Here is a 24,119-nt window from a genome sequence, read left to right on the forward strand (position 1 = left end):
AAGACATGGTGCGCACCAACAAGTTCTTCGAAGACGCGCGCCTGCCGGACGGCGAAGGCGCCACGCTCGCTGACTACAAGCGCAGCGGGTTCGATCGCGGTCATATGAGCCCGGCGGGTAATCGCTGGAATCAGGACGCGATGGCACAATCGTTCTCACTGGCCAACGTCGTGCCGCAAAACCGCGAGAACAACCAGCGTTTGTGGGCGCGCATTGAAACCTCGGTGCGCAAGATCGCCGTGTCGTACGACGATACCTATGTCGTCACCGGCCCGATCTTCAACGGCCAGCAGTTGCAGACCATTGGACCAACGCGCGTGTTCGTGCCGACGCAGTTGTTCAAGGTGGTCTACGTGCCGTCGCGGAAGCTGGCGTTCGCCGTGGTGGGTGGACAACGTCTCGACCAACCGTTACGACATCAAGACAATTCACGAACTCGAAGCAGCATCGGGCATCCGTTTTCCGGGCATTCGGAGAACCTCAAAGATCAGCGACCGGAGGACTGAAAGGTGTTTAAACCCTATTCGAACGACGACGATGTGCTGAACATTCAGGGCGATGCGTTGACCGTGAGTAACGGTACGACGCGCATCGTGCTGAATGGCACGCTGGAACTGACGCAGGATCAGCGCGGATTGAAGGCGGCGCTGGCACTCAAGGAAGCAGTGGATGCGATCGTGACCAGCTTGCAGGCGCAGAGCAATTTGCCCGCGAAAGTGAAGGATGAACCGGATGCGAAACCGGGGGTCGTCCAGAACCCGTTTCAATGACGCGCTAACTTAGCGCAGTCATGCGGAGGCGCGAAGACGTTCGCCGCCTTCGCCTTTCGCACGCGGTCTCACGTTTCGGAATACCCCTGCTAGCGCATCGTCGTATCCGGCACCGTTCACCGCCGTGGGCCGCGTAGCTGAAACTGCTTCGGGATCCCCAATATGTTTCAGCGGTTACGTTTTGTCACCACACCGTCGTCAACTCCTGTCTCCCCGCCAACGTTAAACCGGCAGCGCTGAAACATTTCAGCCGCGATACAAGAATCAACCAGGAATCAACCGGTTAACCAGGAGTTAAACCATGAAGACGCTTTTTCGCCGCTCTCGCTTCCGCTCTGCTCGTGTCGACCGCTTTCGCTCAAACGGCCGCACCGTCCACCACACAAGCCGCCCAGCCCGCGCAGACGCAGCCCGCTGGCCAGGCGAACCTGAAGGCGAGCACCGCCGTGCAAACGGGCGCCACGGACGAAGGCGCCGCGGCAACGAAAGCGCCGGCCAAAGCCGCCACCAAAGCGCAAGTGAAGAAGACTTCCGCCCATCACACGGCAAAAGCCCACAAGACCACCAAGAAAGCCGCGGCAGAAACGAGCGCCGCCAAGACTAAAACGGAGAGCGCGAAAGAGGCCAGCAATGCCCCGGTGAAAGCCGACGGCGCAAAGACCGACACGACGAAAACGCAATAACACGTGATCGGTTCCGGCACGCACCGGCCAGGCATGTGTAGGTAATCGAAGCCGAATGTGCCGTTCAGGGAGGGCGAGTCATATGACTCGCCTTTTTTCATGCGCGTTTCGGATCGCGTCGAGTTCTTGCACGTTAAGGGAGCCGTATGATTTTTCCAACGAACACCCCAATTTTTGCACCGCGTTTACCCGCAGACGTCTAATCTGAAGCTGTCTTGATCAACCATGGCGTCGACGAACGCCGCATCACATGGCTCTCACACAATCAATCGACAGTTTTGCCACTCAGCCGCTCAACGAGCCGCACGTTCAACGCAACAACGTCATTCCCTTTCCCGCGACGCGCGTCCGCTTGCAGGTAACCCTGCCGCACCGATCGTACGAACTTCCCGGCACCCAGCTTCGCGTCCTGCTTCATTCTCCTCTCGGTGTCTACGTCGTCTCCACAGAAGCGGTCCGCCAGGAAATCCGCGTGCAACTCGACATTGCCCCCGACGACCTCGACTTCACGCTGCACACGCTGATCTCGACGCTTCCCGCTGCGACGATCGGGCCATTGAAGCGCCGCAGCGCGGCCGCAAAGGCGCGCTAATCATGTTCTCAGGTATCTGGTTGCCCATCGTTACGCCGCTGCGTAACGGCGAAGTCGATATCGACTCATTGCAGCGCCTCGCGGAATACTACTTGCGCACGGAGATCAGCGGCATCGTCGCGTTGAGCACGACGGGCGAAGCCGCCTTGTTACAGGAAGCCGAGCGCCTCACCGTATTGCAGGCGCTGACCGAAGTGACCGGCTCCCGTCTGCCGATGCTGATCGGCGTCGGCGGGTCGAACACACGCGACGTCCTGCACGATATTCAGCGCTATGAGCGCTGGGAATGCGCGGGCTATCTGGTCTCCGCGCCGTCATACGTGTGTCCGGATCAGGCAGGCGTGCAATGGCACTTCGAGCAGGCCGCGCTCGCGACCGAGCGCCCCATCGTCCTGTACGACGTACCGCACCGAACCGGCGTGACGATCGCGCCGGATACCGTCGCGCGACTCATCGAGTGCGGCAACATCGTCGCGATCAAGGAGTGCGTGAAGGAGCATTTCGACAAATTGAGCGCCCTGCCGATCAACGTCCTGTGCGGCACGGACGAAGCGTTGGACGATTGCCTGCATCACGGCGGAACAGGCGGCATTCTGGCCAGCGCGCACGTCTGTGCGGATCTGCTGGTCGCGTACCAAGACCTGCTCGGGGCTGAACGCGAGGTGGACGCGCGCAATCTGTTCGCCAGCTTGCTGCCGGTCTTGCGGCTCCTGTTCGCCGCGCCGAATCCGTCCGCAATCAAAGCCATGCTGGCCTTCGATCATGCGCTCAGCGACGAAACACGCATGCCGATCTCGCGCGCTTCGGCGCAACTCGTCGATCGTCTGAGCACCGCGCGCGACAGGCTGCAGGATTTGCGTGCCGAGTTTGCCGGCGTGATGAACTAGCGCACTCCCATTCGATCTATCCTCACTGCGCCGCGAATGAGTACTTCATTCGCGGCGCAAGCTTGCGTCGAAACGCTGCATATTCAGCACGACGCGGCGCGCATAGCCACGCCCGCCGCCGCTGTAGCGAAACAGCGCGGCATCGATATCGCCGTCGCTCTCGTCGAGGTAGCGGCGCAGAATGGTCGAGCCGATCCGCACATTGATTGCCGGATCCGACAGATCGGTTGCGCCCGCGATCAATTGCGGATGTGCGGCGGGCAGGATCTGCATGAGCCCTCGCGCACCCGCGACGCTGACCGCATGGCGATCGAAGCTCGATTCAACCGCCATTACCGCAAGCAGCAAGACGGGCGAGATCGCGTGGCGATCGGATTCGATCAGCACGGCGCGCGCGATCTTCAGCGATTCCATTGGCGCCACGCGAAATTGCGCGCGCAACATGGCGGTGATATCGCTGAGAGCCGGCAAGCTGGTTTCTGAAGTCGCCTCGCTCGCAACGATGGGGGCCTGTGCAACCGGCTGAGCGTCAGCCGCATGCGCGGCAGTGGCGCATGAGACGAAGATCGCCGCAAGCATGATCGTCAAGCCGGATACCGGATAGCGGCCGGCTTTTCGTTGTACTGGCACACCATCCAGAACACCATTTCCACGCATATTTTCACTTCCTGACCGGGGTGTCTCGACCTTACCGGGCTGGATGTAGCGAATCGCAAAAGAAACAGGGGCGCGCCGTAAAATGCTTATAAAGATTTCAGCGCCGCGTAGTGAATTGCGGCGGCCGTATACATCTCTTTTGCACCGGGCGGCGCGTTATTGAGCCATTCGATATGGCGGAAATGTCAGACTCCAATGATCGATCATCGGAAAGTCATCATGTCCAGTCTGAACATCCGCCAGCACGCCGCCGTTTCGCTAGATGACACCAGCGACACGCCGCAACGCGCATCGCTCGCCGGGCGGAAGACGGCTCGTCAGCGCACGCTTGTGCTGACCGTCGCGAGCAGCGCCATCGCGGCCATCGCTATTGCGGTGGGCTTGCCCTCGATGGGTATCGCGGTCTATCTGGCCGCCACGCTGCCGTTTGCCTTCTTCTCGTGAGCAAGGCGAAAGAAAAAAAGCAAAAGCACAGCAATCAATCCGCAGCGGGATTCAACTCCGCCAGCGCGCCAAGTTTTTGCACATCGGTGATTTCGATTTCCGCATAGCCGAGTTTCAGCGCGCCTTGTGTTTCGAACTGCTTCAACACCTGGTTGATCGTTTGCCGGGAGAGCGCCAGCATCAATGCGAGGTCTTCTTGTGGGACTTTGAGCACGCGCCGCAATGCGCCGGGCTCGCCGTAGCCACCTGCCATCAATAACAAGCGGCGCGCCACGCGTTGCGCGGCGGGCAACAACGCGGTCTCTTCGATCGCGTCGAACGCAAGACGCAGCTTTTGCGTCAACAGCAAACCAAAAAGATGCCAATAAGCGGGCGTGCGTTCGAGCAGCACGGCGAGTGCGGCGCGCGGCACATGAAACAGCTCGGAATCGCGTTCGGCATACGCGTCATGGGTTCGCGGCCGGTTGTCGAACAGCGCAATCTCACCGAACCAGTTCACCGGCTCGATGACGGCAAGCAAGGCCTCCTTGCCCGCCGAACTGGCCGCGCCGATTCTCATCAGGCCATCGAGCACACAATAGAGGCCATCATCGGAATCGCCGCGCGTGAAGAGTCGCTGACCGGCAGCGAGACGTTCGACACGCCCCGCTTCGATCAACTGCGCCTGCATCGCGGGCGGCGCCGAGCGAAACCACGCGCTGCGCCCGAGCAACGCGGCAAGCTCATTCGATGAAAAACTCGCAGTCATAGAACGGCACTCATGCCCGATTGTCGGCTACCCGATGGTTTCAAATTCCGCTGCCCGCGATTATGCTGACTTTGAAGGAGGAGCGGCATCCATGAGAACGCTGACGCAACAGCTTACGCAATACGCGGCCTACCATCGTGACCGGCGCAATATCGCCACGCACTTCGTCGGCATTCCGATGATCGTGCTGGCCTTGGCGGTGTTATTGAGCCGGCCTGCTTTCGCTGTCGGCGAATGGCCGCTAACCTTGTCGCCGGCGTGGGTGTTATTCGTCGCGGCAACGCTGTATTACCTCGTGCTCGACGTGCCGCTCGGCGTGATGATGGCGTTCGTGTCCGCCCTCTGCGTCGCGTTCGGCCAGTGGACGGCCACGCAATCCACGTTCGCGTGGCTCGTGATCGGCGTCGGGCTCTTTCTGATCGGCTGGGTGTTTCAGTTCATCGGCCACGTTGCCTACGAACATCGCAAGCCGGCCTTTGTCGATGATGTGATCGGTCTGCTGATCGGACCGCTGTTCGTGCTGGCCGAAGCGTTGTTCGGCTTCGGCTGGCGGCCCGCGCTACGCGAAGCGATCGAAGCGCAAGTCGGTCCGACGCGTATCAATGCTGACCGTACGGCGGCACATCGCTGAAGCGCGCCGCCCGCTTCATCGCCGGGACGCTCGATCCGAATCAACCCAACTCAGTTCGGCGCGAAGCGAACGAGGCGCACGCTGTGCAATGCCGTCAACGCGACCGCGATCCAGATGGGAATGTAGGTGGCCAACTGTCCCGCGCTCAACGTTTCACCGAGCAACGTGATCGAGATCAGCACCAGCAGCACCGGCTCGACGTAGCCGAGAATGCCGAACAACGCGACCGGCAACAACCGGCTCGCCTTGAGATACGACGCCAGCGCAATGGTGCTCAGCGCGCCGAGGCCAGGCAACAACAGACACCACATGTCGAGACGGCCGGAGATCATCGGCAGCGAGCCACCGCTGATCACGAACACGATTGCCGGCGGCAACAGCAGCACCATCTCCACGGTGAACATGGCGAGCGAATCGTGATTGATTTTGCGGCGCAACACGAAATACGGCGGATAGCCGAGCGCGACGAGCAAGGTCGGCCACGAAAACGCGCCCGTGATCCACAGCTCATGTGCGACGCCCGCCGCCGCGAACGCAACGGCCCACCACTGCAATCCATCGAGGCGCTCGTGGTAGTAGAAGCGCCCGACGAGCACCATCACCAGCGGCAGCAGGAAATAGCCGAGCGAGACGTCGAGCATCCGGCCGTGCAGCGGCGCCCATAGAAAGACCCACAGTTGCGCGCCGAGCAAGGCCGCGCTTACGATCATCGCGACGCCGAGTCTCGGCTCGGTCACCATGCGGTAAAGAAGTTGCCGGAGAATCGGCAGGCGCTTTCGCAACGCCACCAGCAGTAGCGCGCCCGGCACAGTCCAGACGATGCGCCACGCGAAAATATCGAGGCCGCTCAGCGGCGCGAGCAATGTGGCGTAAGCGGACAGTAAAGCAAACATTGTCGATGCGCAGACCGACAACGCGATGCCGCGCTTTGGGTCATACTGGTTCATCGAGCGCCCCGTTGGGCAAGCGCGTCGACGTGCAAGACGGCGCGTGTGCAGGCAGATATGTTTGTAGCGCAGCATTCAATCGCGCGGCGTTCGTTGTTGTCATTAGAAGTGAGGTCTCACAAGCGGGCAGTGCGTATCCGGCACTGCGTTTTTTTGTCTTCGATAAGCGACGCAAAGGCGGCATTCTAGACGGGTTATCCGTTCGCGACTCCGCATGGTGTCGTCGGCGGGCTGAAATTATTCCGTGCGCATCGCGCGTCGATGGACTAGAACATAACTTCACGTGCGGCCAACAACGCCGGGCTTTTCACCGGCAACGCCGCACATCATCTCGCGCCAAGCGGCTCAAGCGCGAATCTTGCTACTTAGTCTTGCGACGCTGTTTGCGTCACCGTTCGCAACGCCCTGCAGGAAGTCCCCTTGGGGACGGCATGTGCAGCATCCATGAGCCGGGCCGGCGATGGCAGTCCTACGGACCGAGCCCGCCCTTCTTCTCCGCGGCACGCCTCAACTGCGTTTCATCACGCGTGCCGCCGCCCGGCAGCAATCCCGCTCATCGAATGTGACTACTGGAGCCAGCATGACCCAGCCAGCCCTATCGCACGACGCATCGCCCGACCTACGCTCCGCCTTTGCCGCCGACGTTCGCGCAGGCCTCACCCATACGCCGCAGAAAGAGCTGCCATCGAAGTATCTGTATGACGAAGTGGGCTCCGCGCTGTTCGAAGTGATTACCGTGTTGCCGGAATACGGCGTGACACGCGCCGAGGAACGTCTGCTGACCAGGCACGCCGCGGATATCGTCGCGCATCTGCCGCACGACGTGACGGTCGCGGAACTCGGCAGCGGCAGCGGCCGTAAAACACGGCGCATTCTGGAAGCGCTGTGTAAAAAACGCCCCACTTCTTACTGCCCAATTGAAATTTCGCGCAGCGCATTGCAGTTGTGCAGGCGCGAACTCGGCGACATCGAGCGCATTTCGATTGTCGGCTACGAACGCGATTACCTGGCCGGCCTCGCTGAAGTGAGCAAGCAACGCGCGGCGGACGAGCGGTTACTCGTACTGTTCCTTGGCAGTACGATCGGTAATTTCGGCAGACTCGCGGCGACGCGTTTCCTGCGCGATATCCGCAACATGCTCGCTCCCGGCGACGCTTTGCTGCTCGGCACGGACCTGATCAAGCCGACGCCCGTCCTGGTGGCCGCTTACGACGACTCGATCGGCGTCACTGCGTCGTTCAATCTGAACCTGCTGGCGCGCATCAATCGTGAACTCGACGGCGACTTTCCGCTGGAGGCGTTCGAGCACGTCGCGCGCTTCAACCCGGACGCGCGCAGCATCGAAATGCATCTGCGGGCGAAGCGCGATATCACCGCGCGCGTGGGCGCAGCGCAATTGACGGTGTCGCTCAAGGCGGGTGAAACGATCTGGACCGAGAGCAGCCACAAATATCGCGCGGAAGAAATGCCCGCTATCGCGGACGACGCCGGCTTCGTGTGCAGCCATCAATGGATCGAAGACGAATGGGGCTTTGCGGAGAGTCTGCTGGTGGCGCGTTGAGCGCGGACGGCCGCTGACTGGGCCGCTGACTGAAGCACGGTCACGCAAACAAGGCGGCGCGCCATCGTGCATGATGGCGCGCCGCCTTTTGTTTTTGCGTGTCTTGCGTGCTGTACGTGCGGCCGCTCAGTGCTGTTCGAAACGTTCGTAGCGCTTTTCGGTGGCGCGCTCTTCGCCGGTCACCTCGGTCACGCGCGCCGCCGGCGGCCCGTGACGCAGCCACGAGAGCATCCGGTCGACCTGGTTGGCCGAGCCCTGCAACATGGCTTCGACGGAACCGTCGTCGAGATTCGCCACCCATCCCTTGATGCCGAGCGCGTGAGCCTGCCGCACGGTCGCGTGGCGAAAGCCGACGCCTTGCACGGTGCCGCGCACGCGCACGTAATACGTTTCGATCCGCTGGTCCAGATCCGGGGCCATGCCGTCCTCTCTTCGCAAACTTTCAAGCCGGCATTCTAGTCGTGTCGCGGCGAGCTTGCTCGGCAAAGCGCGCGTTCAACCGCGTCTCGTTGAAACGACCCGCACGACACACGGCGCGCGCGCCACGTACAATCCGTCGACTGTCATGCAGGGAATGGAAACAGAATGACTGAACAGAATCGCGATCTCGTGCTCGTCACCGGCGCTTCCGGCTTCGTCGGCTCGTCGGTGGCGCGCATCGCGCAACAGAAAGGTTTCAAGGTGCGTGTGCTGGTGCGCGCCACCAGTCCGCGTCAGAACGTCGAGTCGCTGGACGCGGAGATTGTGATCGGCGATATGCGCGACGAAGCGTCGATGCGCAACGCGCTGCGCGGCGTGCGCTATCTGCTGCACGTGGCCGCCGACTATCGTCTGTGGGCGCCTGACCCGAGCGAAATCGAGCGCTCGAACCTCGAAGGCACCGAGGCGACCATGCGCGCGGCGCTGAAGGAAGGCGTCGAGCGCATCGTCTACACGAGCAGTGTGGCCACGCTGAAAGTGACCAGTTCCGGCCAGTCGGCCGATGAAACCTCGCCGCTCAAAGCCGATCAGGCGATCGGCGTGTACAAGCGCAGCAAGGTGCTGGCCGAACGCGCGGTGGAGCGGATGGTCGCCGAAGACGGCCTGCCGGCGGTGATCGTCAATCCGTCCACGCCGATCGGACCGCGCGACGTCAAGCCGACGCCGACGGGACGCATCATCGTGGAAGCGGCGCTCGGCAAGATTCCGGCGTTCGTCGACACGGGCCTGAATCTCGTGCATGTGGACGACGTTGCGGCCGGCCATTTCCTCGCGCTCGAACGCGGCAAGATCGGCGAGCGCTATATTCTTGGCGGCGAAAATCTGCCGCTTCAACAGATGCTCGCGGATATCGCGGCGCTGACCGGCCGCAAGGCGCCGACGCTAAGCTTGCCGCGCTGGCCGCTCTACCCGCTCGCCATGGGTGCCGAAGCGGTCGCCAAGATCACGAAACGCGAACCGTTCGTCACCGTCGACGGGTTGAAAATGTCGAAGAACAAGATGTATTTCACGTCGGCGAAAGCGGAACGTGAGCTTGGCTATCGCGCCCGGCCCTATCGCGAGGGCTTGAGCGACGCGCTCGACTGGTTCCGGCAAGCGGGCTATCTGAAGCCGTGATGTCTGCGTGAATAAGCGGCTCGCACCGGGCGATCCGGTGCAGCCGCAAGCATTTTGTTACAACGTCACTGTGTTAGCGACAGGTAAAAGCCTACGCGCAGCAGTTAAAATCGTGGGTCTTACCAGAGAAACCTCGCATGAATCTTCACGAACAGCTCGGCGCACTCGAATTGGGCGTCGATCAGCTCATTCAGGCTGTCGTGGCCCCGCAGGCCGAAAACATCCCCGAGACACCCGTAGAGCACGCTGCGCCGCAAGCGCCGGCGCAGCAGGCCGCGTCCGAATCCAATGCGGAAGCAACTGAGACCGAGGCGGTCGTCGTCGAAGACGAGGCGGCGGCTCCGAAGCTTCAGCCCACGCTCGAAATCAATCGCCCCGCGCAGAACGAGATCACCATGACGATCGGCGGCCAGACGGTCGCGCTGCGCGCGGAGCAGATCGGCCAATTGATCGAAGAGTTGTCGAACGCCCGCGCGTCGATGACGCCGGAACCGCCGCCGGGCATTCCGCCGGGCTGGCGCTTCGTGTCCACGAAAAATCCGGTCATGGCGGTGCAGAAGCAGTCGAACGGCGATCGTTTGCTGGTCATGCGCCACACCGGCCACGGCTGGGTACCGTTCACGTTCTCGCCCGACATGGTGATCCAGCTCTACATGATGCTCACCAAAGGCTGATGTGAAAAAGCGGCGCCGAGAGCGCCGCTTTTCTATTCCGCTGCGATTGCTGACCGCTGCTTCAGCGTTCCTGCACCGGCGCCTGAACCCGCGCCTTCCATTGCCCGCCTTTGCCGCGCCAGTAGCGCACCGCCGACGCAAACGTCGCGCCGACATAGAACAACGCGACCAGCGGCAGAAACGGTGCCCACAGTGGTGAGCGGCGATAATAGCTCAGCATCGGCGCATAAGCGCAGCACATGGCCGCCCACGCGAGCCACGCCGGCCAGCCCGTCGGACCGAGCACCAGTGCGGCCACCGGCGGCATCAGGTAAATGATCGCCATGCCGGCCAGCGTACCCGCCAGCAGCAGCGGCGAGTAATGCAACTGCGTGAAGGCGGTACGCGCGATCATGTTCCAGATCTCACGCCAGCTATCGTACGGACGCAGTGACACGCTGCGCGCCGCCACATCCAGCCGGATCGGATGACGCCCCGTGCCGCGATGCTTGATGCGCGCGGCGAGACTGCAGTCGTCGATCAACTCGGCGCGGATCGACTCGATGCCGCCCGCTTCTTCCAGCGCGCTATGGCGCACGAGCATGCAGCCGCCCGCGGCCGCCGCCGTACGATTGCGCGGGTTGTTGACCCACGAGAACGGGTACAGCTTGGCAAAGAAGAAGACGAAGGCCGGAATCAGCGCCTTTTCCCAGAACGAATCGCAGCGCAAACGCACCATCAGCGAGACGAGATCGCGCTGTTCCGCATCCGCACGCGCGACGAGTTGTGCGACCGCGTCGGCGGGATGGCCTATGTCGGCGTCGGTCAACAGAAGCAAGTCCGCGGACAAGCCGAGCGTGCGCACGGCCTCGATACCTTGCGACTGCGCCCACACCTTGCCGGACCAGCCCGGCGGCAGTGGCTTCGCGCTCAGCACGGTCAGACGGTCCGGGCATTGCAGCTGCAACGCGGCCGCGCGAGCGGCGTCGGCGGTGCCGTCGGTGCTGTGGTCGTCGACGACGATCACATGGAATTCGCCTTCGTAGTCCTGCTCAAGCAGCGTGGTGACCGCCTCGGCGATCACATCGACTTCATTGCGGGCCGGTACCACGGCCGCCACCGCCGGCCACGTTGCGCGCGGCTCGATGGTCAGCGGCGCAGCGGGGCGCGCGCGCCAGAAACCGCCGCGCGCAAACAGCAACACACACCAGATCAGCAAGGAGAGACACGAAAGAAGAAACAGAACCACCGCCATTAAGCATTACCCTCGATTGAACGCGCTTGCACGCCGACGCGCCGCGACAGCCACATCACCACGGTGCGGGCCGCGACGACGCACCAGTCAAACGTATTGAGCACCGGCCGCTCGTGAAACACGTCGTAGCCCGCCTTCTCGATCCGTTCGAGAAAGCGCAGGCCGCCGTGAACGGCGCCGCACAACTCGAGGCCCAGCCGCCCTGGAATTCGCAACGCGAGCGGCGCGCCGCGCACCAGCGTCTCACGGACGAAGGACACTTCGTGCGCCATGAGCGCCCGCCAGTCTTCGTCGGCGACACCGTTGGCGATGTGCGCCTCGGTCACGTTGAAGCGCCGCATATCGGCGCGCGGCAGGTACACGCGGTCCTTTTTCCAATCGGCGGAGACGTCCAGCCAGAAGCTGATCAACTGCGACGCCGTGCAAATCGCGTCGGCGTCGGCGAGATTTCCTGGCGTGGCCGCGCCGATCAGATGCAGCATCAGATGCCCGAGCGGGTTGGCCGAGTGGCGGCAGTAGTCGAGCAGCGCGGCGCGGTCGGCGTAACGACTGGTGTCGATGTCCTGGCCGCACGCGTGGAGCAGATCGTAGAACGGCGCGAGCGGCAGTTTATACTGTGCGACCACGCCGGCGAGCTTGCCGAACAGCAGCGGATGGACTGGCGCCGCGCGCCGCTCCGCTACCGCGTCGAGGCCCGCGCGGAAGTCGGCGAGACGGGCGTGCCGCTCGGTTGCGCTCCAGTCGCCTTCGTCGGCAATGTCGCCGGCCGTGCGGACAACCTGGTAGATAATGCCGATCGGCGTGCGCAGCGCCTTTGGCAGCAACACGCTCGCGACCGGAAAGTTTTCGTATTGATCGACGTCCATCCAGCGAGCCTCGAAACCCTTTTGTAAGGCGGGCGCCCACGCGCCGCAGGACTACGTAGTTTAAGGGTTCCGTCAAACCGTTGCAGCGTGCAATCATTGCCACATCCACATTGCCGCAACCAGCCGCTCAGGGCGCCGGGCATCGATCCGCTGCTGCGGCGTCTGCCCAACACCCGCCGGGCGCCGCCGAAGCAAAGCCGGCCTGATAGCGTTAGAATGCGCGTTTGGTTTTGCTGTACCGGCACGTCGCCGGGGCTCAAGACGTCAACTAATTAGATGGTCGCGGCGATAAAGTCATATTTACCGACTTCTTCGAAACCCGCGTCAGTCGGAGTTCGCCAACTTATGCGAGTCATCCTTGCTCAACCCCGCGGCTTTTGTGCGGGTGTTGTTCGCGCAATCGAGATCGTCGATCGCGCGTTACAGCAACACGGCGCACCCGTGTATGTCCGCCACGAGATTGTTCACAATCGCCACGTGGTCGACAATTTGCGCCAGAAGGGCGCGCGCTTCGTCGAGGAACTCGACGAAGTGCCGCAGGGCGCCGTGGCGATTTTCAGCGCTCATGGTGTCGCTCAAACCGTGGAGCGTGACGCGCAAGCGCGGGGTCTCGACGTGCTCGACGCGACCTGCCCGCTGGTCACCAAGGTGCACGTGCAGGGCCGCCAATACGTCAGCGCCGGCCGCACGCTGATTCTGATCGGCCACGCCGGGCATCCGGAAGTGGAAGGCACGATCGGCCAGATTCCAGGCAAGGTGCTGCTGGTGCAGAGCGAGGCCGAGGTCGCGCATCTGGACCTGCCGCTCGACACGCCGCTCGCTTATGTCACGCAGACCACGCTGTCGGTGGACGACACGCGCGGCATTATCGACGCCCTGCTGCGCCGCTTCACCGACATCGTCGGTCCGGATACGCGCGACATCTGCTACGCCACGCAGAACCGCCAGGCAGCGGTGCGCGAGTTGAGCAAACAGGTCGACGTGCTGCTGGTGGTGGGCGCAACCAATAGTTCGAACTCGAACCGGCTGCGCGAAATCGGCAGCGAAAGCGGCGTGGCGAGTTATCTCGTCGCCGACGGTTCGGAAGTGAAGCCGGAATGGTTTGCCAACGTGCAAACGGTCGGCATCACGGCCGGTGCTTCGGCGCCGGAAGAGATGGTCAAAAACGTAATCGATGCGCTGAGCGCATTGGGGCCTGTCGATGTCACGACGATGGCGGGCCGTGAAGAAAAAGTCGAATTCAAGTTGCCATCGAAGCTGATGCAACCACTCGCTGCACGCGAAGTTTAAGGAGGACGTCTTGTCTATTCCGCTGCTACAGAAAGTCCGGGTCGGCGCATACATCATGCGTCAGCATCTGTCCGGGAACAAACGCTACCCGCTCGCCCTGATGCTGGAGCCGCTGTTCCGCTGCAATCTCGCCTGCAATGGCTGCGGCAAGATCGACTATCCGGATCCCATCTTGAATCAGCGTCTGTCGCTGGAAGAATGCCTCGGCGCTGTCGACGAATGCGGCGCGCCGGTGGTGTCGATCGCAGGCGGCGAGCCGTTGCTGCATAAGGAAATGCCGCAGATCGTGAAGGGCATCATCGCGCGCAAGAAGTTCGTGTACCTGTGCACGAACGCGCTGCTGATGGAAAAGAAGATGGACGACTACGAGCCGAATCCTTACTTCGTCTGGTCGGTTCACCTCGACGGCGATCAGCAGGCTCACGATCACTCGGTGTCGCAGGAAGGTGTGTACGACAAGGCTGTCGCCGCCATCAAGGAAGCGAAGCGCCGCGGTTTCCGCGTGAACATCAACTGCACGCTGTTCAACGACGCCGTGCCGGAACGCGTCGCCGCGTTCTTCGACACGCTGGGCCCGATGGGCGTGGACGGCATCACCGTCTCCCCGGGTTATGCGTATGAGCGCGCGCCTGATCAGCAGCACTTCCTGAACCGCGACAAGACCAAGCACCTGTTCCGCGAGATTTTCAAGCGCGGCAACAATGGCAAGAACTGGTCATTCAGCCAGTCGGGCATGTTCCTCGACTTCCTGGCCGGCAATCAGACATACGAGTGCACGCCGTGGGGCAACCCGGCGCGTACCGTGTTCGGCTGGCAAAAGCCGTGCTATCTGGTCGGCGAAGGTTACGTGAAGACCTTCAAGGAACTGATGGAAACCACGCAGTGGGAAAAATACGGCACGGGTAACTACGAGAAGTGTGCCGACTGCATGGTGCACTGCGGCTTCGAAGCGACCGCCGTGATGGATACGGTGGCGCATCCGCTGAAGGCGCTGAAGGTCAGCCTGCGCGGTCCGAAGACGTCGGGCGCGTTCACCAAGGACATTCCTTTGGATAAGCAGCGTCCGGCCGAGTATGTCTTCTCCCGCCACGTCGAGATCAAGCTGGAAGAGATCAAGGTGTCCGGCAAGGGCAAGAAAGTGCAGACGGCGACGGCGGCACACTGAGCGGTCGATGGGGCGGTCTAGCACCGCCCCTGGTCGTGAATACAAAAAAGCGCGGTGGCCAGCAAGCCACCGCGCTTTTTTTATACCTCAGGCCTCACGCACGACGTCAGGCCATCAACCGTCACCCCGCGCTGCGCGCATTGTGAGCGGTCAAAAACTTGATCAACCCGTCGATGCCGCCTTTCGAAATCTGATCGGCGAATTGCGTCTGATACACCTGGATCAGCCAGGCGCCCATCATGTTGATGTCGTAGACCTTCCAGCCGGCGGCACCCTTGGTCATGCGATAGTCGATCGCATCATCGCCGCCGTTGCTCAACACGTGCGACTGCACGACAACGTCTTTGGCGCCGGCCGGAACGTTGACCGGCAAGAACTTGAACTTCACGTCCTGATCACGCAGTTGCGACAGCGAGGCCGCATAAGTGCGCGTGAGCAGCAGCGTAAACTGCTCGTACAGCTGCTTTTGCTGATCGGGTGTCGCGGTAGCCCAAGCCTTGCCGACCGCGATCCGCGTGGTTCGCTGGAAGTCCGTGGCCGGCAGGAAGCGTGACTCGACCAGTTGGGTGATCTTCGCCATGTCGCCGCCGCGCGCCTGCGGGTCAGCCTTCATCGCGGCCACCGTGCCCTCGACAGCACTTTTTACAACCGCGTCGGGCGCGCTTTGCGCATATGCCGCGGTGGATACCACGGCCGCAGCCAGAAAAGCAGACAGATAACGTTTCATACGCTCGACAGAACCTGAAAGAAGTAAGCGCCGCCGGGGTTGCAAGCACGCAGCGAACGCAGGATAGACCAGTATACCGAGATTGCGTTCCCGCCCCGAAGAGCGTCTGCGGGAGCCGCACTTGCTACCGAACCGGAGACTGAGCCCTCCGGCTCTGTATACTTGTGCACTTTCGTCAAAAACAACAACCGTGATAAGGCCACGTTCGCCTACATGCTGAAGTCATCTATTGTCCGTCTTGTCGCCTATTCAGTGCGTCATCCGATGAGGATCGTCGCGCTGTCGCTCGTGCTCGCCGTTTTGAGCGGTTTCTACGTTGTCTATAACTTCAAGATCAACACGGACATCAGCCGTCTCGTCGAGACGGACAAGCAATGGTCGTCGCTCGAAAATGCCATGGACCAGGCGTTCCCGGATCGCGGTCAAACCGTGCTGGTGGTCGTCGAAGCGCGCGCGCCGGAATTCGCCGACGCCGCCGCGCAAGCCCTGACCACGGCGCTCAAGGCCGATCCGAAGGAGTTCGTAGCGGTTTCGCAGCCGGCCGGCGGTCCGTTCTTCGAACACAACGGCCTGCTGTTCCCGTCGACCGACGAAGTCATGTCGACCACCTCGCAGCTCGTCCAGTCGCGCCCGCTCGTCAACGCTCTCGCACACGATCCCAGCCTGACCGGCCTTGCCGGTACGCTGACCACGAGTCTGTTGCTGCCGCTTCAGCTGGGTCAGGTGAAGCTCGGTGACATGAGCCATCTGCTATCGCAAAGCGCGGCCACGCTCGACCGCGTGCTGGCCGGCCAGCCGGCCGCCTTCTCGTGGCGTGCGCTGGTCGACAAGAGCGCGGCCACCGAGCCGGCGCGCGCCTTCGTCATCGTGCAGCCGGTCGTGAACTACGACGCGCTGGAGCCGGGCGCGACGGCCTCGAAGTCGATCCGCGACACCGCCGCCGCGCTGCACCTCGACTCGCGCTTCGGCGCCACTGTCCGTCTGACGGGCGAACAGCCGCTCGCGGACGAAGAGTTCGCGTCGGTCAAGGACGGCGCGGTGCTCAACGGCATCGGCACCTTCATCGTCGTGCTGATCATTTTGTGGCTGGCCCTGCGCTCGGGCCGCATGATCGCCGCCGTGTTCATCACGCTGTTCGTCGGACTCGCGATCACCGCGGCGCTCGGCCTGATGCTGGTCGGTGCGCTCAACATGATTTCGGTCGCCTTCATGGTGCTGTTCGTCGGGCTCGGGGTCGATTTCGGCGTGCAGTTCGGCGTCAAGTATCGTGAGGAGCGCAATCGCGACAATCGTCTTTCCGCCGCGCTCATGCATACGTCGCACAGCATCGGCGTGCCGCTCACGCTCGCGGCGGTCGCCGTCGCGTTGAGCTTCTTCTCGTTCCTGCCGACGGCTTATCGCGGCGTGTCCGAGTTGGGCGAGATCGCGGGCGTCGGCATGTTCGTCGCGTACTTCACCAACATGACGTTGCTGCCGGCCCTGCTGAAGATCTTCCGGCCGCCCGGCGAAGCCGGTTCGCCAGGCTTCAAGCGCCTCGCGCCCGTCGACGATTTCCTGGACCACCATCGCAAGCCGGTGCTGATCGGCACGCTGATCATCGTGATCGGCGCCACGCCCTTGCTCACGCATTTGCGCTTCGACTTCAACCCGCTGCATTTGAAGGATCCACACACGGAATCGATGGCGACGCTGCTGTCGCTGAAGGATTCGCCGGAAGCGGCGGTCAATAACGTGCATGTGCTGGCACCGTCGCTCGCCGACGCCGACCGCATGGCCGCGCGTCTGCGTACGTTGCCGGAAGTGGGCCGCGTCAATACGCTCGACACCTTCGTTCCCGCCGACCAGCAGCAAAAGCTGATGCTGATTGCGAGCGCCGCGCAGCAGCTGTTGCCCGCGCTGCAGCAACAACCCGCGCCACAAGCGACGGACGCGGTGCGCGTCGCCGCGCTCAAGCGCGCGTCGAACCAGCTCTCGCTCGCCGCCGACGATCACCCGGGCCCAGGCGCCGCCGAAGCCAAGCATCTGTCCGCCACATTGCAGAAGTTAGCCGCCGCCGATGCGGCCACGCGCGATCGCGCCGAAACCGCGATGTCCGACACGCTGCGCATTGCGCTGAAGCAGTTGGCCAACCTGCTGCAACCCACCGAGATCACCCGCGAGAATCTGCCCAAGGAAATCTCCAAAGGCTGGGTTTCGAAAGACGGCCGCGCCCTCGTCGACATCTCGCCGAAGGTGAAACCCGGCACCGATCCGAACGACGACGTCATGCTCGCGCACTTCGCCCACGCGGTGAAGAAGGCGGAGCCGGGCGCGATCGGCGGTCCGATTTCGATCCTGCATTCGGCCGACACCATCATCAAGGCGTTCCTGCAGGCCGCCGGCTACGCGCTCGTGTCGATTGCGATCCTGCTGTGGATCGCGCTGCGGCGCATCGGCGACATGTTGCGCACGCTGGTTCCGCTGCTGGTGTCGGCGCTCGTGACGCTCGAGTTGTGCGTGGTATTCGGCATGCCGCTGAACTTTGCGAATATCATCGCTTTGCCGCTGATGCTCGGCGTCGGCGTAGCGTTCAAGATCTACTTCGTGATGGCGTGGCGCCACGGTCAGACTGGCCTCCTGCAGTCGAGCCTGACGCACGCTGTGCTGTTCAGCGCGGCGACCACGGCGACGGCGTTCGGCAGCCTCTGGCTGTCGCACCATCCGGGGACGTCCAGTATGGGGCGCCTGCTGGCGCTCTCGTTGTTCTGCACACTGATCGGCGCAGTGGTGTTTCAACCCGTGTTGATGGGCAAGCCGCGCTCACGTCGCGCGGAGCAAAAAGGAATATAAGCATGAAGCTGCGTAACACCGCGCTGGCACTCGTCGCCACCGGTTTCATTTCTGGCTGCGCCACCGGCCCCGACCGTAAGCCCGGCGACCCGCTCGAGCCGATGAACCGGGCCGTGTTCAATTTCAACGACGGATTGGACCGCTATGTCGCCGTTCCAGTGGCGAAGGGTTACCAGAGGGTGACGCCGCAACCGCTGCGCACCGCCGTGAGCAACTTCTTCTCGAATCTGGGCGATCTGACCAATGCCGCGAATGCGCTGCTGCAGTTGAAGATCACCGACGCGACCGAGGACTTCGTCCGTTTCGCGTTCAATTCGACCTTCGGTCTGGGTGGCCTGCTCGATTGGGCGACGCCGGCCGGGCTGCCCAAGCATCATCAGGATTTCGGCCTGACGCTGGGTCACTGGGGCATTCCGTCGGGCCCGTACCTGGTCCTGCCGCTGTTCGGCCCGAGCACGGTGCGTGACAGCATGGGGCTTATCGTCGACGTGAAGTTCAACCCGCTGAACTACATGGAGCCGGCGGTGCGCAATCCGCTGTACGTGCTGCAGTTCGTGAGCGTGCGCTCCGACCTGCTGGGTGCGTCGGACCTGCTGCAACAGGCTGCCTTGGACAAGTACTCGTTCGTGCGCGACGCCTACACGCAACAACGTCGTGCGCGTCTGCGCGGCACCAGCGACAACGCGGCGCCGCTGCCGAACTATGACGATCAGGGCGATTCCGGCGCCTCGTCGGCGCCCGCAGCGGGCGCGCCGGCAGCAGGCGCTCTGCCCAACTACGCGGATCCGGGCGACGCCGCGGAAGCCCCGAATGCGGCCTCTGGCGCCGCCACGGGCGCCCCGGCAGGCGTGCCCAACTACACCGATCCGGGTGAGACGCCCGCGAGCGGCGCAGCGGGCTCGACTCAGCCGGCCGCGCCGGCTGCGGCACCCAACGGCGCTTCAGGCACGGCCGCACCGACACCGCCAGCGGCGCCCTCCGCAGCGCCGGCCGACAGCACCCAGCCGGCCTCAGCGCCGGTGACGCAATAAGTATCGGGATTCAGGCGGGGGCCCAGAACGGGCGCCCCGTAAAGCCGAGCTAGACGCCGGCCAAGACAGGACAAGCTACAACTTCGGCGTGCAACGCGCCGCAACCTGGGTTAGAGCCAATCAACCGGCTCAATGCAGGCTATCCACCTCGGCGCGCGACGCAACCCGCTCTTCTTCCACCGCAACCGCGCCTTGCGGCACCGGCCGCGAATTCTCGCGATAGCGGGCAAACGCCTCATCCGCATAACGGATCCGCGTGCGCCCGTGAGGCGCCGGCTCGCCGTTTTCGTCGAGATTGACGAACACCATCTTCTCCACGGTCAGGATACTTTTGCGCGTGATCTTGTTGCGCACTTCACAGCGCAACGTGATGGAGGTGCGGCCGAAATGCGTGGCGGTCATGCCGAGTTCGATGATGTCGCCCTGCCGCGCCGAACTGACGAAATTGATCTCGGACATGAACTTGGTCACGACGCGCTGATTGTCGAGTTGGCAGATGGCGTAAATCGCGGCTTCTTCGTCGATCCAGCGCAGAAGGCTGCCGCCGAACAGCGTGCCGTTGGGGTTCAGATCTTCGGGCTTGACCCACTTTCTGGTGTGGAAATTCATTCGGTACTCCGTGTTCGAGGCACCTGGGCCGCGCGCTTGGCAGCACGACATAGGGTTAACACTGACATTGTACCAAATATAAGGGTTTTCCCTAGTATTTCAATATCTGCTGAATAAAAGGGACAGCGCCGTCGCGACGCGCGCTTCAGATGGTGGCCATGCGCAAGGCCCCGGCCTCGCCCATCGCACGCCGTGCCTGGACCAGCGAGAGGCGCGCCGCCCGAGCGTCGACGGCAAGCTGGAGCAGCGCGCCGAGTTGCGACGGCTGCCGGATCAATTCCCGCAGAATCGGCCCGAGCGCCGTGCTGCCGTCGTCGCGCAGGCCGGCGGTCGCCGCGGAAGGCAGCGTGCGCCACGCCGGATCCACGATCGCGCGGCACACGGCAAACGGAACCCCATGCGCGGCAGCCTTCGCGCCGGCAATGTGCGACTCCATATCCACCGCCAAAGCGCCGTTCGAGCGATGCAGCACGTCCTTGTCGCCCGCCGTTACCAGCGGCGCGGTGACGGCCGCCATGAGACCGCGCCGCAAACGCGCGGAGAGCGGCCCGGCCGCCAGCGCGGCTGCGAGCCTGTCGGACCATGGCCGATCGGTCTGGAGGCGCCCAAATGGCCCGTCGACGGCATCCGCAACGATCAGCGAGCCCGGTTGCAGATCCGGCGCCAAACCGCCCGCCGTGCCGAAACTGATGATGCCCGAACAGCCTCGCGCCACTGCCGCGCTCAACGCGCGCTCCAGCAGATCGGCGCGCGCCGCGTAGACGACCTCGACGCCTTCGCCACGGGCGATGCGCGCCTCGAACGCCATGCCCGTCACCACGATCACCGGCGAGGGACTGCGGCCGTCATCGGCTGACGGCGGGGTGGATAGCGGCATCCGTTACATCCCGACCGCGACGCGCGTGAGGCCGTTGCGCTTCAGATGACGGAAGCGCGCCAGCGCCCACAACGGGAAGAACTTGCGATAGCCGTGATAGCGCAGATAGAACACGCGCGGGAAGCCCGTCGCGGTGAAACGCGTTTCGTCCCACAGGCCGTGCTCGCGCTGTTCGCGCTGCAAATACGCGACGCCGCGCGCGACCACTTCGTGATTGACCTCGCCGGCCGCCATCAGGCCCATGAGAGCCCACGCGGTTTGCGAAGCCGTGCTCGGCGCGCGCTCATAGCCGTGGTAGTCGAGCTTGTAGCTCTCGCCGCCCTCGCCCCAGCCACCGTCTTCGTTCTGGATCGACAGGAGCCATTGCGCCGCGCGCTTCATGCGCGGGTCGTCGTGCGGCATGCCGGCGGCGTTCAGCGAACACAGCGCGGTCCACGTGCCGTAGATGTAGTTCAGGCCCCAGCGGCCGTACCAGCTGCCGTCCGATTCCTGCTCCTTCAACATGTACGCGAACGCGCGTTGCGCCGGCTCGCTGTTCTGCGGCAGTTCGCCGAGTTGCGCGAGCATCGACAGACAGCGGCCCGAGACGTCCGCGGTCGGTGGATCGAGCAAGGCGCCATGATCCGAGAACGGAATGTTGTTCAGGTAGTACTGCGTGTTTTCCGGCTCGAACGCGCCCCAGCCGCCGTCGCTGCTCTGCATGCCGATCACCCACTCGCGCGCTCGCGCAATCGCTTCGCGATCGACATCCGATTGCGTAATCGTCGCCGAGCGCTGCATCGCCATCACGACCACCGCCGTATCGTCGACGTCCGGGTAGTGCGCGTTGTTGTACTGGAACGCCCAACCGCCCGGCCGCACATTCGGACGGCGCGAAATCCAGTCGCCGCGCACATCGAGAATCTGCAGCGGACGCAGCCACGCGAGTCCGCGTTCGGCGGCCTGTTCGGCATGCGCCTCGCCGGTTTCGAGCAGCGCGTGCGCCGCGAGCGAGGTGTCCCAGACCGGCGACAGACACGGCTGGCAATATGCTTCGTCATCCTTGATAACGAGCAGCTTTTCGATCGACTCGCGAGCAATCGCGCGATTCGCATGATCGGCCGGATAGCCGAGCACGTCGTACATCATTACCGAATTCGCCATGGCCGGGAAAATCGCGCCGAGGCCATCTTCGCCATTGAGCCGTTCATCGACGAAAGCCACCGCCTCGCGCACGGCGCGCTCGCGCGTGGCCTTCGGGAACAGGCCGTCGACGGCGCGCAGCAGCACGTCCACGCCACTGAAAAACCGGAACCAGCCGGCATGCTGATGCGGCGCCCGATCGCGCGGACCGGTGTTGACCGGCGCGCCGCGGAACAGCTCGTCGATCCGCACACGGCGCGGGTTGCGCGCCACCGGCCGCTTCGCATTGAGCACGAGGAGCGGCACGATCACGGTACGCGCCCAGTACGACACCTTCGACAGATGGAACGGGAACCACATGGGCAACAGCATGATCTCGACGGGCATCATCGGCACCGCGCGCCAGGACACCACGCCGAACAGCGCGAGCAGAATCCGCGTGAAGACGTTCACGGTTTCGGCGCCGCCGTTGGCGAGAATCGCCTCGCGCGCACGAACCATATGCTCGGCGTCAGCCGGGTCGCCGATCATCTTCAGTGCGAAATACGCCTTCACGCTGGCGCTGACGTCGAGCGCGCCGTCGGTGAACAGCGGCCAGCCGCCGTCGGGCAACTGGATGCGGCGCAGATAGCGCGCGATCTTCTGTTCGAGTTCCACGTTCGGCGTTTCGCCGAGGTAGTGGACCAGCAGCACGTATTCGGCGGGAATCGTCGCATCGGCTTCGAGTTCGTAGACCCAGTGGCCGTCCGCCTTCTGCGCGGCGAGAATCGCATCGGTCGCGCGCGTGATCGCGGCGTCGAGCGATGCCTTGGGCACATCACCCGCAACAGCCGGCGCGGACGCGCCCGGCGCTGCGTCAGCGAAATCGGACAGCACGGCGTCCAGCGGCTGGGCTTGAGATAAATCGTTCATCGGCGTTCCATCGGTTCATTCAGCAACGTATCCGCGGCCTTCTGGCCGGAGCAAATCGCGCCTTCAATCGTCGCGGGCAGGCCGGTAGCCGTCCAGTCGCCCGCGAGCATCAAGTTATTCCAGCGAGTGCGCGTGCCGGGCCGCCGCGTTTCCTGATCCGGCAGCGCAGCGAAGGTCGCACGTTTTTCCACGACGACTTGCCAGGCCGGCATCGGCGCGACCGGCAAGCTCGCCGCCTGAGCCACTTCGGCCCAGACGGTGGCCGCGAGTGCTTCATGCGGCGTGTCGAGCAACCGCTCAGCGCCGTTCACCGTCACCGACAAGCGGCCTTCGAAGGCGAACAGCCACTCGGCCGTGCCGTTGAGCAGCCCGGTGACCTGCGGCAAACCAAACGGCGGCTCGACCGCGAAATGCACGTTGACGGTCGCCGCGAAGCGCGTCGGTGCGCGCAAACCTTGCACGAGCGTTTGCGCGATTTCCGGCGACACCGCGAGAATCACGGCCTGATTCGCGTCGAGCGCGATGCTTTCGGCGGCGAAATTCAGCGCTTGCACGCGGCGGTTGTCGGCGGCAAAGACGATTCCGTCGAGGCGCGAGCCCAGCCGGATCGCCGCGCCGCCGTGCTGCAACAGCCGCAGCGCCGGATCGACGAACGCGCTGCCCAGCCCGTTGCGCGCCACCAGCGGCCGGCACGCGAGCCCGCCGGCAAGCAGCGCCTCGCGCACCATGGCGCCAGTCAGTTCCGCCGACGCTTCACGCGGCTCGATGTTCAGCATGGCGTGAAACAGCGGCCGCAGCAGACGGTCCCACAGCGGTCCGTTGCAGCGCATGGTCTGCGCGACGCTGCGCCCGGGTTTGGCGAACAGCAGCGGCGCGAGCGCCAGATAGTCGCCTGGCCCGGTGTTCGGCACGCGCGCGTTCGGGTCGAAGATCCACCACGGCAGGCGTCCCGGCGACAGACGCACGGTCCAGCGTGCCCGCGTGGCCAGATCCACGAACGGATATTCGGGCTGGGCCGGGCCGACCAGTTCGTCGGCGGCGCCGATCGCCCGCGCGTAGTTGAGCGTCGCGGCATTGCCCGACAGCACCATGTGATTGCCGGTGTCGAGCGTCGCGCCCAGCTTGGAGTCGTAGTACGAACGGCAACGGCCGCCCGCCTGGGCAGCCGCTTCATGCAGCACGACGTGCGCGCCGCGCCGCTGCAACTGCACTGCGGCGGCCAGACCGGCAAGGCCCGCGCCGACCACATGTACGAGCTTTTGCATCA

The 24,119-nt window shown here is 63.6% G+C and carries 24 protein-coding genes and 1 pseudogene; 14 read left to right on the forward strand and 11 right to left on the reverse strand.

From position 1 onward, the window contains the following. The 5 genes and pseudogenes from B0G74_RS41665 to B0G74_RS41685 form a co-directional block, all read left to right on the forward strand. Window positions 1–517 (forward strand): annotated as a pseudogene (locus B0G74_RS41665) (DNA/RNA non-specific endonuclease); the annotation flags it as partial. Next, window positions 510–770 (forward strand): hypothetical protein, encoded by a 261-nt coding sequence (locus B0G74_RS41670; RefSeq protein ID WP_132383314.1) that lies wholly within the window; start codon window positions 510–512, stop codon window positions 768–770. The pseudogene B0G74_RS41665 and the gene B0G74_RS41670, both read left to right, overlap by 8 nt. Window positions 771–1,111: 341 nt before the next feature. Next, window positions 1,112–1,453 carry a hypothetical protein gene (locus tag B0G74_RS41675; protein WP_243658571.1) on the forward strand — a complete coding sequence of 114 codons (342 nt, stop codon included), beginning with the start codon at window positions 1,112–1,114 and terminating at the stop codon, window positions 1,451–1,453. Between the two features lie 250 nt (window positions 1,454–1,703). Beyond that, window positions 1,704–2,045, forward strand: a complete 342-nt coding sequence (locus B0G74_RS41680) for a hypothetical protein (RefSeq protein ID WP_132383318.1) — start codon at window positions 1,704–1,706, stop codon at window positions 2,043–2,045. A 2-nt stretch (window positions 2,046–2,047) separates the two neighbouring features. After that, on the forward strand, window positions 2,048–2,932 hold the full coding sequence (locus tag B0G74_RS41685; RefSeq protein WP_132383320.1) for a 4-hydroxy-tetrahydrodipicolinate synthase: 885 nt from the start codon (window positions 2,048–2,050) through the stop codon (window positions 2,930–2,932). Between the two features lie 45 nt (window positions 2,933–2,977). Here B0G74_RS41685 and B0G74_RS41690 read toward each other — a convergent pair whose 3' ends face one another. Beyond that, window positions 2,978–3,562 (reverse strand): lytic transglycosylase domain-containing protein, encoded by a 585-nt coding sequence (locus B0G74_RS41690; protein ID WP_243658572.1) that lies wholly within the window; start codon window positions 3,560–3,562, stop codon window positions 2,978–2,980. Window positions 3,563–3,808: 246 nt separating this feature from the next. On the opposite strand from B0G74_RS41690, the gene B0G74_RS41695 reads away from it, so the two are divergent. After that, window positions 3,809–4,033 (forward strand): hypothetical protein, encoded by a 225-nt coding sequence (locus tag B0G74_RS41695; RefSeq protein WP_132383333.1) that lies wholly within the window; start codon window positions 3,809–3,811, stop codon window positions 4,031–4,033. A 34-nt stretch (window positions 4,034–4,067) separates the two neighbouring features. Here the strand turns inward: B0G74_RS41695 and B0G74_RS41700 are convergent, their stop codons facing one another. Continuing rightward, the gene (locus tag B0G74_RS41700) at window positions 4,068–4,781 is read right to left on the reverse strand and encodes a Crp/Fnr family transcriptional regulator (protein ID WP_132383335.1); all 714 of its coding nucleotides are present in this window, start codon (window positions 4,779–4,781) and stop codon (window positions 4,068–4,070) included. A gap of 91 nt (window positions 4,782–4,872) precedes the next feature. On the opposite strand from B0G74_RS41700, the gene B0G74_RS41705 reads away from it, so the two are divergent. Beyond that, a complete protein-coding gene (locus B0G74_RS41705; RefSeq protein WP_132383337.1) occupies window positions 4,873–5,412 on the forward strand; it encodes an Mpo1-like protein in 540 nt (179 codons plus the stop codon). 50 nt (window positions 5,413–5,462) lie between these two features. On the opposite strand, the gene rarD is transcribed toward B0G74_RS41705, so the two are convergent. Next, complete coding sequence (gene rarD / locus B0G74_RS41710) at window positions 5,463–6,359, reverse strand: EamA family transporter RarD (protein ID WP_132383339.1); 897 nt, start codon at window positions 6,357–6,359, stop codon at window positions 5,463–5,465. A gap of 580 nt (window positions 6,360–6,939) precedes the next feature. Here rarD and egtD point away from each other — a divergent pair. After that, the gene (gene egtD, locus B0G74_RS41715; protein WP_132383341.1) at window positions 6,940–7,920 is read left to right on the forward strand and encodes an L-histidine N(alpha)-methyltransferase; all 981 of its coding nucleotides are present in this window, start codon (window positions 6,940–6,942) and stop codon (window positions 7,918–7,920) included. A 126-nt stretch (window positions 7,921–8,046) separates the two neighbouring features. On the opposite strand, the gene B0G74_RS41720 is transcribed toward egtD, so the two are convergent. Continuing rightward, on the reverse strand, window positions 8,047–8,340 hold the full coding sequence (locus B0G74_RS41720) for an acylphosphatase (protein ID WP_063500556.1): 294 nt from the start codon (window positions 8,338–8,340) through the stop codon (window positions 8,047–8,049). Between the two features lie 165 nt (window positions 8,341–8,505). On the opposite strand from B0G74_RS41720, the gene hpnA reads away from it, so the two are divergent. Continuing rightward, window positions 8,506–9,516 (forward strand): hopanoid-associated sugar epimerase, encoded by a 1,011-nt coding sequence (gene hpnA, locus B0G74_RS41725; RefSeq protein WP_132383343.1) that lies wholly within the window; start codon window positions 8,506–8,508, stop codon window positions 9,514–9,516. 137 nt (window positions 9,517–9,653) lie between these two features. Further along, the gene (locus B0G74_RS41730; RefSeq protein WP_132383345.1) at window positions 9,654–10,190 is read left to right on the forward strand and encodes a hypothetical protein; all 537 of its coding nucleotides are present in this window, start codon (window positions 9,654–9,656) and stop codon (window positions 10,188–10,190) included. A gap of 61 nt (window positions 10,191–10,251) precedes the next feature. Here B0G74_RS41730 and B0G74_RS41735 read toward each other — a convergent pair whose 3' ends face one another. Beyond that, window positions 10,252–11,424 (reverse strand): glycosyltransferase, encoded by a 1,173-nt coding sequence (locus tag B0G74_RS41735; RefSeq protein WP_132383347.1) that lies wholly within the window; start codon window positions 11,422–11,424, stop codon window positions 10,252–10,254. Further along, window positions 11,424–12,290, reverse strand: coding sequence for a squalene synthase HpnC (gene hpnC / locus B0G74_RS41740; RefSeq protein ID WP_132383349.1), 867 nt, complete (start codon window positions 12,288–12,290; stop codon window positions 11,424–11,426). The genes B0G74_RS41735 and hpnC overlap by 1 nt, the downstream gene beginning before the upstream one ends. 345 nt (window positions 12,291–12,635) lie before the next feature. On the opposite strand from hpnC, the gene ispH reads away from it, so the two are divergent. After that, window positions 12,636–13,580, forward strand: a complete 945-nt coding sequence (gene ispH / locus B0G74_RS41745) for a 4-hydroxy-3-methylbut-2-enyl diphosphate reductase (protein WP_132383351.1) — start codon at window positions 12,636–12,638, stop codon at window positions 13,578–13,580. A 10-nt stretch (window positions 13,581–13,590) separates the two neighbouring features. Then, window positions 13,591–14,745, forward strand: coding sequence for an adenosyl-hopene transferase HpnH (hpnH, locus tag B0G74_RS41750; RefSeq protein ID WP_132383353.1), 1,155 nt, complete (start codon window positions 13,591–13,593; stop codon window positions 14,743–14,745). A gap of 121 nt (window positions 14,746–14,866) precedes the next feature. Here the strand turns inward: hpnH and B0G74_RS41755 are convergent, their stop codons facing one another. Further along, window positions 14,867–15,472 (reverse strand): ABC transporter substrate-binding protein, encoded by a 606-nt coding sequence (locus tag B0G74_RS41755; RefSeq protein ID WP_132383355.1) that lies wholly within the window; start codon window positions 15,470–15,472, stop codon window positions 14,867–14,869. Window positions 15,473–15,685: 213 nt separating this feature from the next. Here B0G74_RS41755 and B0G74_RS41760 point away from each other — a divergent pair, with 213 nt between their 5' ends. Continuing rightward, window positions 15,686–18,301 carry an MMPL family transporter gene (locus B0G74_RS41760; protein WP_132383357.1) on the forward strand — a complete coding sequence of 872 codons (2,616 nt, stop codon included), beginning with the start codon at window positions 15,686–15,688 and terminating at the stop codon, window positions 18,299–18,301. A gap of 2 nt (window positions 18,302–18,303) precedes the next feature. Then, window positions 18,304–19,332 (forward strand): VacJ family lipoprotein, encoded by a 1,029-nt coding sequence (locus B0G74_RS41765; protein WP_132383359.1) that lies wholly within the window; start codon window positions 18,304–18,306, stop codon window positions 19,330–19,332. Between the two features lie 129 nt (window positions 19,333–19,461). Here the strand turns inward: B0G74_RS41765 and B0G74_RS41770 are convergent, their stop codons facing one another. The 4 genes from B0G74_RS41770 to hpnE form a co-directional block, all read right to left on the reverse strand. Continuing rightward, window positions 19,462–19,941, reverse strand: a complete 480-nt coding sequence (locus B0G74_RS41770; protein WP_132383361.1) for a hotdog domain-containing protein — start codon at window positions 19,939–19,941, stop codon at window positions 19,462–19,464. Between the two features lie 145 nt (window positions 19,942–20,086). Then, window positions 20,087–20,818: a phosphorylase gene (locus tag B0G74_RS41775; protein WP_132383363.1), complete on the reverse strand. Its 732-nt coding sequence runs from the start codon at window positions 20,816–20,818 to the stop codon at window positions 20,087–20,089. A 3-nt stretch (window positions 20,819–20,821) separates the two neighbouring features. Next, on the reverse strand, window positions 20,822–22,852 hold the full coding sequence (gene shc / locus B0G74_RS41780) for a squalene--hopene cyclase (RefSeq protein ID WP_132383365.1): 2,031 nt from the start codon (window positions 22,850–22,852) through the stop codon (window positions 20,822–20,824). Further along, window positions 22,849–24,117: a hydroxysqualene dehydroxylase HpnE gene (gene hpnE / locus B0G74_RS41785; RefSeq protein ID WP_132383367.1), complete on the reverse strand. Its 1,269-nt coding sequence runs from the start codon at window positions 24,115–24,117 to the stop codon at window positions 22,849–22,851. Before hpnE ends, shc begins: the two co-directional genes overlap by 4 nt. Between the last annotated feature and the right edge of the window lie 2 nt (window positions 24,118–24,119).

Origin of the sequence: Paraburkholderia sp. BL9I2N2, from assembly GCF_004339745.1 — a bacterium.
In the GTDB taxonomy this organism is placed as follows: Bacteria; Pseudomonadota; Gammaproteobacteria; order Burkholderiales; family Burkholderiaceae; genus Paraburkholderia.